Source organism: Janthinobacterium sp. 67 (assembly GCF_002797895.1).
In the GTDB taxonomy this organism is placed as follows: Bacteria; Pseudomonadota; Gammaproteobacteria; order Burkholderiales; family Burkholderiaceae_D; genus Janthinobacterium.
The window spans coordinates 2,327,073-2,341,589 of sequence record NZ_PGES01000001.1; the positions used below are offsets into that span (position 1 = coordinate 2,327,073).

Here is a 14,517-nt window from a genome sequence, read left to right on the forward strand (position 1 = left end):
ATACAACGCCAGGGCCGCCAGCAGAGCACTATTCTAACAAAGGTCTGATTCACATGCCCGAATTATCTACCGCCAGCGAGGCGGAAAGCGCAATTATCTCTTTCCCGGACTCACCGTTCAAGCTGCACCAGCCCTTCCCTCCGGCCGGTGACCAGCCCACGGCAATCGACCAGTTATCAGAGGGGATTGCCGACGGACTGGCCTTCCAGACCCTGCTGGGCGTGACCGGTTCGGGCAAGACCTACACCATGGCCAACGTCATCGCGCGCATGGGCCGGCCCGCCATCGTCTTTGCGCCCAACAAGACCCTGGCCGCGCAGCTGTACAGCGAGTTCCGCGACTTTTTCCCGCAAAACGCTGTCGAATACTTCGTCAGCTATTACGATTACTACCAGCCTGAAGCCTATGTGCCGCAGCGCGACCTGTTCATCGAAAAGGACTCGTCGATCAACGAACATATCGAACAGATGCGGCTGTCGTGCACCAAGTCGCTGATGGAACGGCGCGACGTCATCATCGTTGCCACCGTCTCGGCCATCTACGGTATCGGTAACCCGAACGAATACCACCAGATGATCCTGACGTTGCGCGTAAAAGACAAAGTCGCCCAGCGCGACGTCATCGCGCGCCTGATCCAGATGCAGTACACGCGCAACGAAGTCGATTTCGGCCGCGGCACCTTCCGCGTGCGCGGCGACACCATCGACATCTTCCCCGCCGAGCATGCGGAGCTGGCCGTGCGCCTGGAAATGTTCGACGACGAGATCGAATCGATCCAGCTGTTCGATCCGCTGACGGGCCGCGTACGGCAAAAGATCCCCCGCTTCACCGTGTATCCGGGCTCGCATTACGTGACGCCCCGCTCCACCGTGCTGCGCGCCGTGGAAACCATCAAGGACGAGCTGCGCGAGCGCCTCGAATTCTTCCGCAAGGAGAACAAACTGATCGAGGAGCAGCGGCTGGAACAGCGCACGCGCTTCGACCTCGAAATGATGGCCGAAATCGGTTTCACGAAGGGCATCGAAAACTACTCGCGCCACCTGTCCGGCGCCCTGCCGGGCGAACCGCCGCCGACCCTGGTCGACTACCTGCCGCCCGACGCCATCATGTTCCTCGACGAGTCGCACGTGCTGACGGGCCAGCTGAGCGCCATGTACAACGGCGACCGCTCGCGCAAGACGAACCTCGTCGACTATGGCTTCCGCCTGCCGTCGGCGCTCGACAACCGCCCCTTGAAATTCGAGGAATTCGAGCAGAAGATGCGCCAGACCGTGTTCGTCTCGGCCACGCCGGCCGAATACGAAAAGAACCATTCCGACCAGGTGGTCGAACAGGTCGTGCGCCCCACGGGCCTGGTCGACCCGCAGATCATCGTGCGCCCCGCCAGCAGCCAGGTGGACGACCTGATGTCGGAAATCGTCGAACGCATCAAGAAGGACGAGCGCGTGCTGGTGACCACGCTCACCAAGCGCATGTCGGAGCAATTGACTGAATACCTGGGCGACCATGGCATCAAGGTGCGCTACCTGCACAGCGATATCGAGACGGTGGAGCGCGTGGAAATCCTGCGCGACCTGCGCCTGGGCACCTTCGACGTGCTGGTGGGGATCAACCTGCTGCGCGAGGGCCTGGACTTGCCGGAAGTGTCGCTGGTCGCCATCCTCGACGCGGACAAGGAAGGCTTTTTGCGCTCCGAGCGCAGCCTGATCCAGACCATCGGCCGCGCCGCGCGTAACCTGAACGGCACGGCGATTTTGTACGGCGACCGCATCACGGACTCCATGCGCCGCGCCATCGACGAGACGGAGCGCCGCCGCGCCAAGCAGATCGCCTTCAATACGGCCAACAACATCATCCCGATCGGCGTGAAGAAATCGATCCGCGAAATGATCGACGGCGTCTACAGCCCGCAGGAAGCGCGCGAAACCCTGCAAGTGGCGCAGGAAGCGGCCAAGTTCGAATCCATGAGCGAGAAGCAGGTCAGCAAGGAAATCAAGCGCCTGGAAAAACTGATGGTCGACCACGCCAAGAACCTGGAGTTCGAAAAAGCGGCGCAAGTGCGCGACCAGCTGCACATCCTCAAACAGCAGCTGTTCGGCGCGCCCGGCACCGACAATGTGACATCGATACTGGGTAGGTCGGATTAGGCCCTGCGGGCCGTAATCCGACAACATCGTTGACGCTGGTGGTGGTGTCGGATTACGCGGCCTTGCCGCTCATCCGACCTACTTGAAAAGCCTTGACCGCACCAGCGAGTACATGATTTCTGTCCATGGTTCGCCCTACTCCGGCAGCGAATAGTCGATGTCGTAGAAATGCTGGCCGTTTTCAATGCGGATGGCGAGCGTCCCGCTGATGCCCGTCAGCTGCCCCGTGCCGGAATGCGGCACGATGACGATGGACAGCAGCTGCTTGCCATCGGCCATGGTGCCCGCATGCTGCGCCACGAAGCTGCCTTCCCTGCCCTGCAGCACGCCCGTGATGGCTTCCATGGCAACATAACCGGCCGCGCCCTTGGTGTCGGTGACGGCACTGAGCATCTCGCCCTTCGCCGTGGCGACCAAGTCGCCGGCATAGACTTTATCGAGCAGCACCTTGCCCAGGGTCGTGCGCCCCGAGCGCTGGGGCGCCGCGGATGGCGTCATGGTGATGCTGAAACTTCCCGTAGCGTGTACATGCATGCGATGATCCCCTTCTGCAGATGAAGCGGCGCCGGCTGGCGCCACCGATAGACAACAGGCGGCCAGCATCAGGGCCGACAAACTCTGTGATTTCATGATTCCACTTTAATCGATGAGAGACAAGCAGCTTAAGGCCGCGCAGGAGACAAATATTGGATAAAGCCGACAGCACGCGCAATGTGCTCGCCGCGCGCGGGCTGACGCCCAAAGGCATCGTCGACCCGCAGGCGGCGGCGCGGCGCATACGGCTGGCGACCTATCCACCGGCTGGCGCGCTGGCGCCGTTCATCGAGTACTTCTGGGTGGTCGAATGGGACAGGCGGGGCTGCGCGCCGGAGACGCAGCGCGTACTGCCCTACCCGAACGCGCACCTGGTATTCGACCTTGGGCGCACCGCCATCCATGGCGTGGTGCGCGGCGCCTTCGACCGGCCTTTGAACGGCGCGGGCAAGGTGCTGGGCGCGCGTTTCGCGCCGGGCGGCCTGCGCCCGTTCATCACGCAGCCCCTGTCATCGTTCACCGACGCGACCATCGCCGCCGATGCCCTGCTGGGCATGCCGGCCGCACAAGCCGAAGCGCTGGTGCTGCTGCAAGCCGACGATACGGCCATGGTGGCGCAAGCACAGGCGCCGCTGCTGGCAAGGCTGCCGCAGGTCGATGACGCGGCCCTCCTGGCCGCCAGGCTGACTGCGGCGGCGGCGGCCCACAATGGCCCGGCGAGCGTGGCGCAGCTGTGCGAAAAAATGGGCATCGGCGAACGCCGGCTGCAGCGCCTGTTCGCCAACTACGTGGGCGTGCCGCCAAAATGGGTGATCCAGCGTTACCGCCTGCAGGAAGCGATCTGGCGCCTGGCGCAGCCCGATGCGCCCGACCTGGCCAGCCTGGCGCAGGAACTGGGCTTTTTTGACCAGGCCCATTTCAGCCGCAGTTTTGCGGAACTGGTGGGCAGCACGCCGCTCGACTATCGCCGCTCGCAGCGGGAGACAGCCTAGCACCGCGCTCATGCCCGCCGCCCCTGCTTGCCTATGCTCGCAACCATCATGTCGAACAGGGTGCGTGACGCGGGCGGCATCGCGTGCTGATGCCGGCTGATCAAGCCCAGCGTCCGTTTCACGACAGGATTGACGAGCGGCACGCCGATCACCGTGCCTTGCCGCTCCGGCAAGATGGACAACCCCGGCACCGCCGCCACGCCCAGTCCCGACTCCACCAGCGCCAAGATGCCTGACACGTGGTTGACCTCGCACGAGATCCACGGATGCTTTTCCACGCCGGCCAGTGCCGCGTCGAGCACGCTGCGGTTGCCGCTCGACTTGGCCACCGAGATATAGCGTTCGTCGACGGTATCCTTCCAGCTCAGCTTCTTGCGCCTGGCCAGTCGGTGATCGTTGCGCATCGCCAGCACGTAGGTCTCGACATAGATGGGCTGGAAATGGATCTCCGGATTTTCCGCGCCGGTAAAGCAGATGCCGAAGTCCGCCTCGCCGGTCAGCACGAGATTGAGCACGTCCTGCGCGCTTTCGTCATGCACGCGCACGCGGATTTTCGGGAACTGCGCGCTGAAACGCTTGAGCACGTCCGGCAGGAAGTGCCACACGGCCGAAGGCACGCAGGCGAACGTCACCGTTCCGGTACGGTGCGCGGCCAGGTCGGCGACACCGAGCACGGCATCCTCGAGGCCGTTGAGCGCATCGCGCACATTCACCAGGAACACCTGCCCCACATTGGTCAGCTGCACGCGCCGGGTGGTGCGCTCGAACAGCTTGACCCCCAACGCATCTTCCAGTTTTTCGATGCGGCGGCTGAGCGCCGGCTGCGACAGGAACAGGTCGGCCGCGGCCTGGCGAAAGCTGTTGCGCTCGGCCACGGCCACGAAAGCCTGCAAATCGTGAAGTTCGTAATTGATGCGCTGCATGCATTAATCCCCGGAAAAATTGCAATTATCAAATTATGCCATTTCAACGATGATGGGGTCTTAATGCTGAGCCTCGCCAAGAAGGCATCACCCAAAAAAAGATGGAGACACCATGCGACATTGTTCCACGTTCGCGCTGTTGTTGGCGGCCAGCGGCACCAGCCTGGCCCAGAGCAGCGCGGTTTTCTATGGCATCGCGGATGCCGGCATCCGCGATGGCAAGGGCTTGAACGCCGCCAACGCCCCCATCGCCGGCGGCACCACGCCCGCCATCAGCAGCGGCATCAACAACACGAGCCGCTGGGGCTTGCGCGGCCAGGAAGACCTCGGCGGCGGCTGGCAGGCGCTGTACCGCCTCGAGGGCGGACTCAATCTGGACACGGGCAGCGCGGCCAAATCCGACAAGTTGTTCGACCGGCAGGCCTGGGTCGGGCTCAAGACGCCGCTCGGGTCCGTGACGCTGGGCCGCCAGGCGACCTTGCTGGCCGACGCCATCGCGCCGGTGGACCCGCTGGGCATCCGCTACGCCTCGTTCAATCCCAACGTCAACATCACCGGCTTGAGCAACACGGCTTTTGGCCGGCACTCGTTCGGACAGCAATACGGCAGCAGCGGCTATGCCGACAACTTCTACCGGCTCGACAACATGGTGAAAGCCAGCGCCAGCCTCGGGCCGGTGGTGGCGCGCGCCGCCTACTCGTTCGGCGAAGTGGCGGGCGCCGCGTCGCCATTGTCGACCTGGGGCGGCGCCCTCACGTACCAGCAGGCTGGCCTGGCCGTCTCCGGGGCGGCGATGCGCTTTCGCAACCGCGACAACCTCAATCTCGACGCCGCCACCGTGGGTGCCGCCTACAAGGTGGACGCCTGGCAGTTCAAGGCCAATCTGGGCGTCAACCGCGCCGACGCGGGCGCCGGCAAATCCATCCGCCAAAACGTGGCATCGGCCGGCGTGAGCCGGCAATTGGCGCAGGACCTGCTGCTCACGACCGCCTATTACAAGGTGCGCCGCAGCGCCACGGGCCACGTCGATGACGGCTTCCAGCGCGCTTTCGCCTACCTGGAAAAAACGCTGTCGCCGCGCTCCACCCTGTACCTCGAATCGGACTACACCCTGTGGCAAGGCGATGCGGCCGGCGTCACCGGCACGCGGGCCAACGACCGTCACGGCATGGGCTTGACGCTCGGCCTCATGCACAAATTTTAACGACAGGAGAAACAACCATGCTTCCACATACCCTGATGCGGCGATCCGCCCCCCTGCTGGCCGGCTTCATGCTGCTCGCCGCCGGCGCGGCCCACGCCGCCGAACTGCGCGTGGTCAGCTCGGGCGGTTTCGCCCAGGCCTACAAAAACCTGGCGCCCGCCTACGAACGCGCCAGCGGCGACCATCTGGTCTCCGAATGGGGACCATCGATGGGCACGACAAAAAATGCGATTCCCGCGCGCCTGGCACGCGGCGAGCAGATCGACGTCGTCATCATGGTGGGCGACGCGCTCGACAAGCTGATGCAGGAAGGCCGTTTGGTCCCCGGCAGCAAGGTGGTGCTGGCCAATTCGCCGATTGCCTGCGCTGTGCGGCGCGGCGCGGCCAAGCCCGACATCAGCACCACCGAAGGCTTGCGCAGCGCTTTCCTGCAGGCGCACAAGGTGGCCTATTCGGACAGCGCCAGCGGCGAATACATCGAGAAGCAGCTGATGAAGAAACTGCAGATTTCGGAACAGATGCAGGGCAAGGCGGCAAAGATCCCCGCCACTCCCGTCGGTGAAATCATCGCGCACGGCGACGCCGATTTCGGCTGCCAGCAGCGCAGCGAACTGCTGCCGGTCGAGGGCATCGCCATCGTCGGCCTGCTGCCGCCGGAAGTGCAGCAGATGACGCAGTTTTCGGCCGCCCTGGTCCCGGGCAGCAAGCAGCCGGAGGCCGGCCGCGCCCTGCTGCGCTTCCTCGCCTCCCCCGACAACGCCGGCGCGATCGAAGCGACCGGGCTGGAACCGGCGTCGGCGCCGGTCACGCACTAGCCGACGTCACTCATCTTTCATCAATAGGTAAATCATGGCCACTCCATCGACCGCCACGCCCATCGCCGAGGCCACACCGCCCCGCGCACAGGCACGTCCTCCCTCGCGCATCGCCACCGTCATCCGGGTGACGAGCGGGAACTTCATCGAAATGTACGATTTTTTCCTGTTCGGCTTTTACGCGACGTATATTTCCAAGGCCTTCTTCCCCGCCACCAGCGAATATGCGGCCCTGATGATGACGTTCGCCACCTTCGGCGCAGGGTTTTTCATGCGGCCGCTGGGCGCCATCCTCCTCGGCAGCTATATCGACCGCATCGGCCGCCGCAAGGGCCTGGTGCTGACCCTGGCCATCATGGCTTCCGGCACGGCGCTGATCGCCTTCGTGCCTGGCTATGCCACCATCGGATTGCTGGCGCCGTTCCTCGTGCTGATCGGGCGTTTGCTGCAAGGTTTTTCCGCCGGCGTGGAACTGGGCGGCGTATCCGTCTACCTGTCCGAGATGGCGACACCCGGCAACAAGGGATACTACGTCAGCTGGCAATCGGCCAGCCAGCAGGTGGCCATCATCTTTTCCGCCGCGCTGGGCTACTTCTTGAACGAAACCTTGAGCAAGGAATTCATCGCGGACTGGGGCTGGCGCATCCCGTTCTTCATCGGCTGCTCCATCATCCCGGTGGTGTTCTACATCCGCCGTTCGCTGCAGGAGACCGAGGCCTACCTGACGCGCAAGTCGCATCCGACGTTCCGGCAAATGCTCAAAACCATCACCCTCAACTGGCCGCTGGTCGTCACCGGAACGATGCTGATCGTGCTGACGACGGTCGCGTTCTACCTGATCACCGTCTACACGCCGACCTTCGGCAAGAACGTGCTCAAGCTGAGCACCGAGGAAAGCCTGCTCGTCACCTTGTGCATCGGCCTGTCGAACTTCATCTGGCTGCCCGTCATGGGCGCGCTGTCCGACCGCATCGGGCGCTGGCCCATCATGGCCGTGTGCTCGGCGCTGACGGTGCTGACGGCGTATCCTGCCCTGTCCTGGCTGGTCGCCCATCCGAGTTTCGACCACATGCTGATGGTGGAGCTGTGGCTGTCCTTCCTGTACGGCAGCTACAACGGGGCCACCATCGTCGCGCTGACGGAAATCATCCCGGCCAGCGTGAGGACCACGGGCTTTTCTCTGGCCTACAGCCTGGCCACGGCGCTGTTCGGCGGCATGACGCCGCTGGTGTCGACCCTGCTGATCGAGAGCACCGGCGACAAGGCGGCGCCAGGCTACTGGATGGCCGGCGCCGGCGCCATCAGCCTGGTGGCGACGTGGCTGATCTATCGCGGCATCGTCAGGGAGCGCCATCCGCTCCCGGCATGATGTTACGGCCAGGCGGGCCGGCGCATGTGGAACAGGCTGTCCGGCCCGATCTCGAAATAATCGGCCGGACCGCCGCCGCGCAAGATCGGCGCGGCCGCCGCCGTGTCGTACACGCCATCGTTGAGCAGGTGGCGCGCAATGTGCACGCCCACCACTTCCCCCAGCACCAGCCAGCTGCCGACACCGTCGCCATTAAGGCCTTGCAGCTCGATGATCTGCGTGCGCCGGCATTCGAAGGAGACGGGGCTTTCCGCCACGCGCGGCACATTGACGATGCGCGAGGCGGCCGGCGTCAGGCCGGCCAGCGCGAATTCATCGACTTCGGGCGGCGCCGGCGCGCAACTGATGTTCATCGCCCCGGCCAGCGGACGCGTGGCCAGGTTCCACACGAATTCGCCCGTCTGTTCGATATTGCGCAAGGTATCCTTGCGGCCGATGCTGGAAAAACCGATCAGCGGCGGATGGTAATTGAAGGCGTTGAAAAAACTGTAGGGCGCCAGATTGAGCACGCCCTCGCTGCTGCGCGAAGCGATCCAGCCGATGGGCCGCGGCCCCACGATGGCGTTGAACGGGTCATGCGCCAGGCCATGGCCCTGCGCAGGTTCATAAAAGTGAATATTGTCGGCCACGCGCGTTCCTGAAGTCAAAAGAAGTCAAAGGCGCCCGGGATGGAACGCCTGGAACGACAGCTTACTGGAATTGCCGCCACCGCGTTGCCAGCCCGCCGGCGCCAGGTGCGCTCGCGCACGCATCGCAACAATTGTGTAGCACATGGCCCTGGGCCTCGCTTATGATGGGACAACTCAACCCTTGTCATTACGCTACCGCCCATGCCTACGCTCACGCTGCACCAGAAAGTGTTCCTGCTCCTCCTGAGCATCGTCACCATCGGCTTCGGCTGGATACTGGCGCCATATGCGGGCGCCATCTTCTGGGGTGTGATCCTGGCGATCCTGTTCGCGCCCGTGTACCGCTGGCTGCTGCTGAAAACCAGGGGCCGCGCCGGCCTAGCGTCGCTGCTGACTTTGCTGCTGATTATCGTCATCGTGATCCTGCCGCTGTCGCTCGTTTCCGTGTCGCTCGTGAACCAGGCGGCCAGCGTCGTGGAAATGGTGCGTTCGGGCGAAATCACGGTCGCCATGTTCTTCAATAAAATCATGGCCGTGCTGCCGCAATGGCTGATCAACTTGCTCGACCGCTTCAACCTGACCAGCCTGGCCAGCCTGCAGGACAAGCTGGCCGAGGGCGCCACGCAGGTGAGCCAGGTGGTGGCGGTGAAAGCCATCAACGTGGGCCTGTACACCTTTGAATTCCTCACCAGCCTGTGCATCATGCTGTACCTGCTGTTTTTCCTCATGCGCGATGGTTCGACCCTGTCGGCCCGCATCAAGGGTGCCGTGCCGCTGAGCCGCAAGTACAAGCAGCGCCTGTTCACCAATTTCACCACCGTGATCCGCGCCACCGTGAAGGGCAACATCCTCGTGGCAATCGCCCAGGGTGCCCTCGGCGGCCTGGCATTCTGGTTCCTCGACGTGCCGGCGCCCCTGCTGTGGGCCGTGCTGATGGCCTTCCTGTCGCTGCTGCCGGCCGTCGGCGCCGCCCTCGTCTGGGCGCCCGTGGCCGTCTACTTCCTGGCCACGGGCGCGATCTGGCAAGGCGCAGGGCTGGCCGCCTTCGGCGTCTTCGTCATCGGCCTGGTCGACAACGTGCTGCGCCCCGTTTTGGTCGGCAAGGACACCAAGATGCCCGACTACGTGGTGCTGCTGTCGACCGTGGGCGGCATGGCCCTGTTTGGCCTGAACGGCTTCGTCATCGGCCCCGTGGTGGCGGCCCTGTTCATCGCCTCGTGGGACCTGTTCGTCTCGGCCAGCGAATTCCAGGCCCAGGATTGAGGCGCCGTCCCAGCTGCAAAAATAAACCCGCCAAAACCCGGCGCTGTCGGCGCCGCCACTTGCGCTTCCCGAAACAGGCCGGAGCGGCCTGGCGGCACAGTGTCCGCCAGCGCGGACCAGCCCCGGCAACTATCCACATGAGACCGCATTTCATGGCAACTATCATGTTGCAATAGTATACATTTAGCAACAAATACAAAAATATAGTTTTTGACGCAACAGGGGCTGCGGCGTAGTGTCGGTCGTCCCGACAACCACGTAATGAGGAGCCTTCCATGGCAAATCCACTGTGCTTACTGATGCCGGTACTACCCGGCACCAATCCGATCTCCATCGCCGCCGCGTTGCAGGAATACCAGACGAAGATCAATGCCGCACTCACCAATATCGGTACCGTGCACTTTGCCCGCTTCACCCTGCTTGACCGCTCCCAGGCCAATCTGCTGCCCAACATCGGCAAGACGGCTACTTCCGATACCCTGATCATCGGCGTCATCACCGAGTATGACGGCAATTTCAATGCCTACATCGAAGATTTCGTGGCCCAGCTGGGCGAGGTATTCGACGCGCTGCTGCAGTTCGTCGTGGGCGGCAAGGCGCTGATGCCCGTTGCCGACCACGTGGCCGCATTCGAATCCTTCATCACCGCCAACGACGCCGCGCAGCATGTGCCCAACACGGGCCTGTATAGCGCCTATCCGCAGACCGTCCAGCAAATCCTCGCTTCCGTCTGAGCCTGAACCGAACGCCGCGCCGGGGCTGCGCAAGCGGCCCCGCCAACCCAGCCCCCGGAGAGACAGCATGGCCGATCCCATCATCGATTACGACGACGTGCAAGGCACGATCCTGCGCGGCTACCGCGTCAACCTGGCGCGCCATTTCATCTTCAGCATCACGGATGCGGCGCAGGCGCGGCGCACCATCGCGGCCCTGCTCGACGGCAGCGACGGGCTGCCATCGATCACCACCGCGCGCCATATTCACCCCAAGCCGCCCTGCTTCGTCAATCTCAGTTTTACCGCTCCCGGCCTGTCCGCGCTGGGAGTGGCCGCGGCCGACCTGGCCACCTTTGACCAGGCATTCCAGCGGGGCGCGGCCGACCCGGCCAGCGTCGCCGCCGTGGGCGACGTGGGCGACAGCGCCCCCGAACATTGGCTCGGCAACCTGGGACAAGCCACCGAGGCCGGACAGGTGCATGCGATGCTGAGCCTGTGGGTCAGCGAATCGGAGGTAGTGCTGCAGGCAACGTCGGCCACGCTGCGTGGCGCCTTTGCCGCCGGCTGGCGTGAACTGTATGCGCACGACGGCGTGGCCCTGCCAGGCAACCGCGTGCATTTCGGCTACCGCGACAATATCGCCCAGCCCGACGTCGATGGCGCCCCGCCGCGCAAGCACGAGCACGAATACGACCCGGACCCGCTCAACAGCGTCAAGACGGGGGAATTCCTGCTCGGCTATCCGAATGAAAACGGCGGCACCTACCAGGTGCAGCCGCCGCAACTGTCCACCAACGGCAGCTATGCCGCCTTCCGCATCCTGGAGCAGGACGTGCCCCTGTTCGACAGTATATTGAGCCAGGGCGCGGCCAGTTCCGGGCTCAGCACCGAAATGGTGGCCGCCAAGATGTGCGGACGCTGGCGCAACGGCAATCCGCTCGTGCTCGCACCGGACGAACCGGGTCCCGTGCTGCCGAACGCCAGCCTGAACCACTTCCACTATGTCGATGCGCAGCCGGAAAAGGACGACACGCTGGGCCTGAAATGCCCGATCGGCGCGCATATCCGGCGCAACAATCCGCGCGACGAAGGCGTCGTGGGCACCTCGGCCCGCAACCACCGCATCGTGCGGCGCGCCATGCCCTATGGCAGCGAATACGATCCTGCCTCGCCCACCACGGAACGGCGGGGACTGGTCGGCTATTTCATCAATGCGAATCTGCGCAACCAGTTCGAATTCCTGATGCAGCAATGGAACGATGACGCTACCTTCGTCAAAGCGGCCGTCGGCCCGGCCGGTCCCGAAGCGGGCAATGCCACGCTCAACATCAGCGGCCAGGACGTGTTCCTGGGTATCAACGACCCGGCCGTCAGTTCCTTCACCTTGCCCGGCGTGGGCCCCAAGGGCAGCGGCAATACGAAACTGCAGCATTTTTCGCGCAGCGTCATCACGCGCGGCGGCGTGTATTGCTTCTTCCCCAGCATCACGGGATTGCGCTACCTGGCAAACCTGAGTTAGGCGGCGGGCGGGCCGCAGCGCGATTGACCCCGTTCAGGCAAACACGGGGCGGAAGAAACTGCGCTCGTAGCTGACGATGCAGCGCGTCTCTTCGGCGTAGCGGAAGGCGGCCTGGCATTCGGCGTCCTGCATCGAATCGCTGCGGTACTGCTCGTACAGGGCCAGGCTGGGAAACGAGAACATGGCCAGCGCCACGTTGCTGGCGCCCTCGGACGGCAAAAAGTAGCCGTGGTGCTGGCCGCCGAAGCGTTCGACCAGCGGTATCCACAGCTTGCCGTAGGCTTCGAATTCCCGCAATTTGTACGGGTCGATGATGTAACGCAGGTAACAGGTGATCATGCGGTTTCCTTGTGAACGTTCAGATCCATCAGCATGCCAGATTCCCAGGAACCGATGGCGGCCAATGGCAAGCCAGGCAAAAAGTCCAGCGCGCACGGATACGTAAAATCTTCCTGCGCCAGGACGCCTAGACCCGGCCAGGCGTAGAACAACAGCTTGCCCTTGCCGATGCGTCCCAGCGCGCTGCCGTCGGGCAGCCAGCGCAAGGCGTCGCCCGTGCCGCCGCCTCCTTCAACCGGCGCGGTGGCCAGACAGCGGCCGTCGTCCATCGCATGCACGGACAAGAATTCCTCGCCGTGCGCGTAATGCAGCACGGCCAGGCGCTCGCCATCGGGCGATGGGGCGCACGACGCCAGCTTGGGCAGCGACAGCCGCACGCGGCCGCCTCCCGCTTGCAGCGGCCAGTCCCACACGCTGCAGTAGTCGGGCGGCTGCACCTGCCCCTCGTCCACCGATTTGACGCCGTGCAGGACCAGCAAACGCCGCCCGCCATCGATGGCGTAGATTGCGCGCAGCATCTCGCCAGGGTGCTCCTGCGTGAACAGCAGGTCGCCCGTCTGCGCGTCGCGCACGCGCAGGCGGCCATCCCAGCCGCCGTCGACGAGATACCGGCCGCACGGCGACCACGCGGGGCCGCAGCCTTCGCCATCCTTCTTGTTCTGGAAGTTCAGCAGCGGCTGGCCTGCGTGGGCATCCACCACGGCCATCTGGCCAGTCGTGCTCTTGATGGCCAGCCGGCCGCCGTCGGGCGAAAACGCCATGCTGGAACAATGGGCGATGAATTTGCCGCGCCACAGCTTCTGGCGCGCCGTCACGTCCCACAGCGCCAGATCGCGCCCCAGCACGGCCAGACGCGCGCCATCGGGCGAAAACCGCACGCCGTAGGCGCAGCCCAGCTTCAGGGGCTTGCGCGTTGCCGTCATGGGCGCGCCAGCCGGTACACGACGCTGTCGATATCGTAATGGCGCTCCATGCCCGCGTATTGCATGCCCAGGCGCGTCATGACCTTGATCGATGCCGCATTGTCCGGGTGGGCCACGGCCACCACTTCGGGCGCACCGACGACGTCGAAGGCATGCGCGACGATGGCGGCCGCCGCTTCGCTGGCATAGCCCTGGCCCCAGCCCGTGCGGGCCAGGCGCCAGCCGATTTCATGCGGCTTGCTCTTGTCGCCATCGAGATGCTGCAGGCAGGCCATGCCCACCATCTCGCCATCATCGAGGCGTATCAGCGCCCACCACGAATAACCCCACTCGGCCCAGCGGCCGGTGACGCGCGTGACGCCCGCGCGCGTGTCCTCTTCCGTCTCGGGCTGGCCCGCGTTCAGATAGGTCATCACCTCGGGGTCGGTGTTGAGCGTGCGCATGCGCTCATAGTGGTTTTCCGTGATCGGTTCCAGGCGCAGGCGCGCCGTCGTGAGTATGGTCATCGCATTTCCTTGGACGAAAAAAAAGACGATACACGATCGTCTTTTTTTTGCAAGTGCGCACGCAATTACTTGCCTGCTTCGCCCTTCTTGATCCACGCCGCCAGCTGGTGGGGACGCAGGCCATCGTAGTCTTCGAATGGCTGATGGATCCACGGATTGTGCGGCAGTTCGTCGAGGAAGTAGTCGGGACGCACGACGGAGCAGCCCTTCAGCCAGATCACGGCCGACTTGACTTCGGTCACGTCAGGGAAGTTTTCCTTCAGGTGACGCGTGACCTTGTCCAGGGTGACACCCGAATCGGCCAGGTCGTCGACCAGCAGGATGCGGCCGGCCAGCGGGCCCTTGGTCATGGTCATGTACTTGGCGATATCGAGGTCGCCGCGCACCGTGCCCGCGTCTTCGCGGTAGGAGCTGGTCGACAGGATGGCCAACGGCAAGTCAAAAATGCGCGAGAAGACGTCGCCGGGACGCACGCCGCCGCGCGCCAGGCACAATACCTGGTCGAATTTCCAGCCCGATTCGTAGACCTTGAGCGCCAGGCGCTCGATCAGGCGGTGGTATTCTTCCCAGTTGACCCAGAGGTGTTGATCGTTCGATTGTGGGGTAGTCATGATAGTGGAATCTTATTATTAGCGTGA

General features: G+C 64.0%; 15 protein-coding genes. 8 read left to right on the forward strand and 7 right to left on the reverse strand.

What is annotated here, in order from left to right; translation table 11 throughout:
- The first annotated feature begins 53 nt into the window (after positions 1–53).
- The gene (gene uvrB / locus CLU90_RS10495) at positions 54–2,147 is read left to right on the forward strand and encodes an excinuclease ABC subunit UvrB (protein WP_100427885.1); all 2,094 of its coding nucleotides are present in this window, start codon (positions 54–56) and stop codon (positions 2,145–2,147) included.
- Positions 2,148–2,282: 135 nt separating this feature from the next.
- Here the strand turns inward: uvrB and CLU90_RS10500 are convergent, their stop codons facing one another.
- Positions 2,283–2,681, reverse strand: a complete 399-nt coding sequence (locus CLU90_RS10500; protein WP_092710258.1) for a DUF3224 domain-containing protein — start codon at positions 2,679–2,681, stop codon at positions 2,283–2,285.
- Positions 2,682–2,833: 152 nt separating this feature from the next.
- On the opposite strand from CLU90_RS10500, the gene CLU90_RS10505 reads away from it, so the two are divergent.
- Positions 2,834–3,673: a helix-turn-helix domain-containing protein gene (locus CLU90_RS10505; protein WP_232731156.1), complete on the forward strand. Its 840-nt coding sequence runs from the start codon at positions 2,834–2,836 to the stop codon at positions 3,671–3,673.
- 8 nt (positions 3,674–3,681) lie between these two features.
- On the opposite strand, the gene CLU90_RS10510 is transcribed toward CLU90_RS10505, so the two are convergent.
- The gene (locus CLU90_RS10510; RefSeq protein ID WP_092710260.1) at positions 3,682–4,596 is read right to left on the reverse strand and encodes a LysR family transcriptional regulator; all 915 of its coding nucleotides are present in this window, start codon (positions 4,594–4,596) and stop codon (positions 3,682–3,684) included.
- A gap of 112 nt (positions 4,597–4,708) precedes the next feature.
- Between CLU90_RS10510 and CLU90_RS10515 the strand changes: the two genes are divergently transcribed.
- Genes CLU90_RS10515 through CLU90_RS10525 form a run of 3 tightly spaced genes read left to right on the forward strand, consistent with a single transcriptional unit; the run spans position 4,709 to position 7,984 of the window.
- On the forward strand, positions 4,709–5,800 hold the full coding sequence (locus CLU90_RS10515; RefSeq protein WP_100427886.1) for a porin: 1,092 nt from the start codon (positions 4,709–4,711) through the stop codon (positions 5,798–5,800).
- A 17-nt stretch (positions 5,801–5,817) separates the two neighbouring features.
- Positions 5,818–6,615, forward strand: a complete 798-nt coding sequence (locus tag CLU90_RS10520; RefSeq protein ID WP_198511191.1) for a substrate-binding domain-containing protein — start codon at positions 5,818–5,820, stop codon at positions 6,613–6,615.
- Positions 6,616–6,649: 34 nt separating this feature from the next.
- Positions 6,650–7,984 carry an MFS transporter gene (locus CLU90_RS10525; protein ID WP_100427887.1) on the forward strand — a complete coding sequence of 445 codons (1,335 nt, stop codon included), beginning with the start codon at positions 6,650–6,652 and terminating at the stop codon, positions 7,982–7,984.
- A 2-nt stretch (positions 7,985–7,986) separates the two neighbouring features.
- Here CLU90_RS10525 and CLU90_RS10530 read toward each other — a convergent pair whose 3' ends face one another.
- Entirely contained in the window at positions 7,987–8,613 is a 627-nt protein-coding gene (locus tag CLU90_RS10530) for a flavin reductase family protein (protein ID WP_100427888.1), read from the reverse strand.
- Between the two features lie 201 nt (positions 8,614–8,814).
- On the opposite strand from CLU90_RS10530, the gene CLU90_RS10535 reads away from it, so the two are divergent.
- The 3 genes from CLU90_RS10535 to CLU90_RS10545 all read left to right on the forward strand — a co-directional run bounded on the left by CLU90_RS10535 (position 8,815) and on the right by CLU90_RS10545 (position 12,111).
- Positions 8,815–9,876: an AI-2E family transporter gene (locus tag CLU90_RS10535; RefSeq protein ID WP_100427889.1), complete on the forward strand. Its 1,062-nt coding sequence runs from the start codon at positions 8,815–8,817 to the stop codon at positions 9,874–9,876.
- A 275-nt stretch (positions 9,877–10,151) separates the two neighbouring features.
- On the forward strand, positions 10,152–10,610 hold the full coding sequence (locus CLU90_RS10540) for a hypothetical protein (RefSeq protein WP_157808802.1): 459 nt from the start codon (positions 10,152–10,154) through the stop codon (positions 10,608–10,610).
- Between the two features lie 67 nt (positions 10,611–10,677).
- Complete coding sequence (locus CLU90_RS10545; protein WP_100427891.1) at positions 10,678–12,111, forward strand: Dyp-type peroxidase; 1,434 nt, start codon at positions 10,678–10,680, stop codon at positions 12,109–12,111.
- A gap of 33 nt (positions 12,112–12,144) precedes the next feature.
- Here CLU90_RS10545 and CLU90_RS10550 read toward each other — a convergent pair whose 3' ends face one another.
- The 4 genes from CLU90_RS10550 to CLU90_RS10565 all read right to left on the reverse strand — a co-directional run bounded on the left by CLU90_RS10550 (position 12,145) and on the right by CLU90_RS10565 (position 14,490).
- A complete protein-coding gene (locus tag CLU90_RS10550) occupies positions 12,145–12,450 on the reverse strand; it encodes an NIPSNAP family protein (RefSeq protein WP_034752016.1) in 306 nt (101 codons plus the stop codon).
- A complete protein-coding gene (locus CLU90_RS10555; protein WP_100427892.1) occupies positions 12,447–13,373 on the reverse strand; it encodes a WD40 repeat domain-containing protein in 927 nt (308 codons plus the stop codon). The genes CLU90_RS10550 and CLU90_RS10555 overlap by 4 nt, the downstream gene beginning before the upstream one ends.
- Positions 13,370–13,879 (reverse strand): GNAT family N-acetyltransferase, encoded by a 510-nt coding sequence (locus CLU90_RS10560; RefSeq protein ID WP_092710290.1) that lies wholly within the window; start codon positions 13,877–13,879, stop codon positions 13,370–13,372. Before CLU90_RS10560 ends, CLU90_RS10555 begins: the two co-directional genes overlap by 4 nt.
- 65 nt (positions 13,880–13,944) lie before the next feature.
- Positions 13,945–14,490 (reverse strand): phosphoribosyltransferase, encoded by a 546-nt coding sequence (locus tag CLU90_RS10565; protein ID WP_034752020.1) that lies wholly within the window; start codon positions 14,488–14,490, stop codon positions 13,945–13,947.
- Between the last annotated feature and the right edge of the window lie 27 nt (positions 14,491–14,517).

Excerpts from the sequence above, each read along its gene's own strand:
- uvrB (WP_100427885.1), top strand. The coding sequence starts at position 54 with ATGCCCGAATTATCTACCGCCAGCGAGGCGGAAAGCGCAATTATCTCT.
- CLU90_RS10500 (WP_092710258.1), bottom strand. The coding sequence starts at position 2,681 with ATGCATGTACACGCTACGGGAAGTTTCAGCATCACCATGACGCCATCC.
- CLU90_RS10510 (WP_092710260.1), bottom strand. The coding sequence starts at position 4,596 with ATGCAGCGCATCAATTACGAACTTCACGATTTGCAGGCTTTCGTGGCC.
- CLU90_RS10515 (WP_100427886.1), top strand. The coding sequence starts at position 4,709 with ATGCGACATTGTTCCACGTTCGCGCTGTTGTTGGCGGCCAGCGGCACC.
- CLU90_RS10520 (WP_198511191.1), top strand. The coding sequence starts at position 5,818 with ATGCTTCCACATACCCTGATGCGGCGATCCGCCCCCCTGCTGGCCGGC.
- CLU90_RS10525 (WP_100427887.1), top strand. The coding sequence starts at position 6,650 with ATGGCCACTCCATCGACCGCCACGCCCATCGCCGAGGCCACACCGCCC.
- CLU90_RS10535 (WP_100427889.1), top strand. The coding sequence starts at position 8,815 with ATGCCTACGCTCACGCTGCACCAGAAAGTGTTCCTGCTCCTCCTGAGC.
- CLU90_RS10540 (WP_157808802.1), top strand. The coding sequence starts at position 10,152 with ATGGCAAATCCACTGTGCTTACTGATGCCGGTACTACCCGGCACCAAT.
- CLU90_RS10545 (WP_100427891.1), top strand. The coding sequence starts at position 10,678 with ATGGCCGATCCCATCATCGATTACGACGACGTGCAAGGCACGATCCTG.
- CLU90_RS10550 (WP_034752016.1), bottom strand. The coding sequence starts at position 12,450 with ATGATCACCTGTTACCTGCGTTACATCATCGACCCGTACAAATTGCGG.
- CLU90_RS10555 (WP_100427892.1), bottom strand. The coding sequence starts at position 13,373 with ATGACGGCAACGCGCAAGCCCCTGAAGCTGGGCTGCGCCTACGGCGTG.
- CLU90_RS10560 (WP_092710290.1), bottom strand. The coding sequence starts at position 13,879 with ATGACCATACTCACGACGGCGCGCCTGCGCCTGGAACCGATCACGGAA.
- CLU90_RS10565 (WP_034752020.1), bottom strand. The coding sequence starts at position 14,490 with ATGACTACCCCACAATCGAACGATCAACACCTCTGGGTCAACTGGGAA.